This is a genomic window from Mycobacterium sp. TH-M15 (genome assembly GCF_057473705.1).
This window is the reverse complement of the sequence record NZ_JBYCLB010000062.1, coordinates 1-1,590: the sequence shown is the minus strand read 5'-3', so window position 1 is coordinate 1,590 and position 1,590 is coordinate 1. Positions and strand designations below refer to the sequence as shown.

The following is a 1,590-nucleotide window of genomic DNA, read 5'->3' as shown; positions in this document are numbered from 1 at the left end:
CGACGATCCGGATCGTTTCGACATCCACCGGTCCACGGCCGGGCACCTGGCGTTCGGGCACGGGATCCACTTCTGCCTCGGCGCGCATCTGGCCCGGCTGGAGGTGGCCACCGCCGTCGACCACCTGCTCGACGAGATCGACGGCATTGAGCGGGCCGGCCCGGTGCGGTGGGGGGCCACGCCGTCGCTGCAAGGACCGGTGTCGGTGCCGCTGCGGGTGAGGGGAGTGGCGTGAAGGGTTCGCCGCCGAAATCCGTGCCGCGCTGCCGGACATGGCGTGGGCGACCGGGTACACCAGCTGGTACCCGGATACCGACGGCAGCCCGGAGTTGTGGTCGCGGAGATATCGAACGGTTCGAGACGCTGTACGGTTGAACGGGTCAGCTGCCGACGGCTCCGTCGACCAGCACGCCGTGTTCGTATTCGGCGACGTCGGGCGGCCACCCGTCGATCTCAGGCAGGCAGATCCGCCGAGTTGATATGTTCGGACACATGGCTGTGGCTGGTGTCCCTACCGGAGAGGCGGAGTGGGATGTCCCGCGCCCGGTGGCAACCAGCCGGCACCTGCTGGAGGCGGCCCGGCTGCATCGGATCGCGATGACCGACTGCCTGGCGGGCACCGGCCTGACGCCCGCCGACATCGAGGACGATGCGACCGAGGTGCAGGCCGGCCAGGAGCTGGCGATCCTGCGCAATATCCTTGCCCGCGTTGTCGATCCGCACGAATTCGCCCGTGACGTCGGCCGCCAGTACAACTTCGTGAACATGGGGCTGCTCGGCTACGCGCTGCTGGCCAGCCCGACGATGGGCGACGCGGTCAATCTGGCCTGCCGGTACGCGACGCTGTCGTCGACGTTTCTCCGGCTCGACCGCCAGGACACCCCCGAAGGCGCGGTCCTGGTGTTCGACGACAGCGCTGTCCCGGCGGACGTCCGGGCCTTCATGCTGGAGCGCGACCTGTACGCGGTGACCAACCTGGCGCCGCTGCTGATCGGTCAGCTGGAGTCGGACGTGGTGCTGAAGGTCGAGCTGCCCGGCATCGACTTCCCGATCGAGCGGCTTGAGTTGCTCCGAGTGACGGTCGAACTCGACACCTCGGCGGCGCGCACCGCGATCGTCATCCCCACCGAGGTGCTGACCTTGCCGATGCCCGCCGCCGACGCCGCCACCGCTGAGGCGTGCGCAAGGCAGTGTGAGGAGCTGCTGCAGACTCGTCGGCAGCGCCGGGGGATCGCCGCCCAGGTACGCGCCCGGCTGGTCCGGGACCCGGGTCAGCTGCCGTCGATGCCGTCGATCGCGGCGGAATTGTGCATCACCGAACGCACCCTGCACCGGCGGCTTGCCACCGAGCACACCAGCTACCGGGCGTTGGTCGACGAGGTCCGGGTGACCCTGGCCTCCGCGCTGCTGGAGTCGGGTCTGACCGTCGAGGAGGTCGCCCGGCAGCTGGGCTACTCCGAGACCGCCGCGTTCACCCGCGCCTTCAGCCGGTGGACCGGCCGACCACCCAGCAGATTTCGGTCGCGCCAGAGCTGATCCGAGGCAGCATCGGCTGTCTGAATATGTCAAAACGGTGTCCGCTTCGCCCAT

Annotated in this window: 2 protein-coding genes; both read left to right on the top strand. The window is 69.2% G+C overall.

Going from position 1 to position 1,590, the window contains the following annotated elements; genetic code table 11:
- On the top strand, positions 1-235 hold a 235-nt coding region (locus AC2VNT_RS01535), incomplete at its 5' end, for a cytochrome P450 (protein ID WP_486945183.1).
- A 311-nt stretch (positions 236-546) separates the two neighbouring features.
- Positions 547-1,536 carry an AraC family transcriptional regulator gene (locus AC2VNT_RS01530; protein ID WP_486945182.1) on the top strand — a complete coding sequence of 330 codons (990 nt, stop codon included), beginning with the start codon at positions 547-549 and terminating at the stop codon, positions 1,534-1,536.
- Positions 1,537-1,590: the final 54 nt, after the last annotated feature.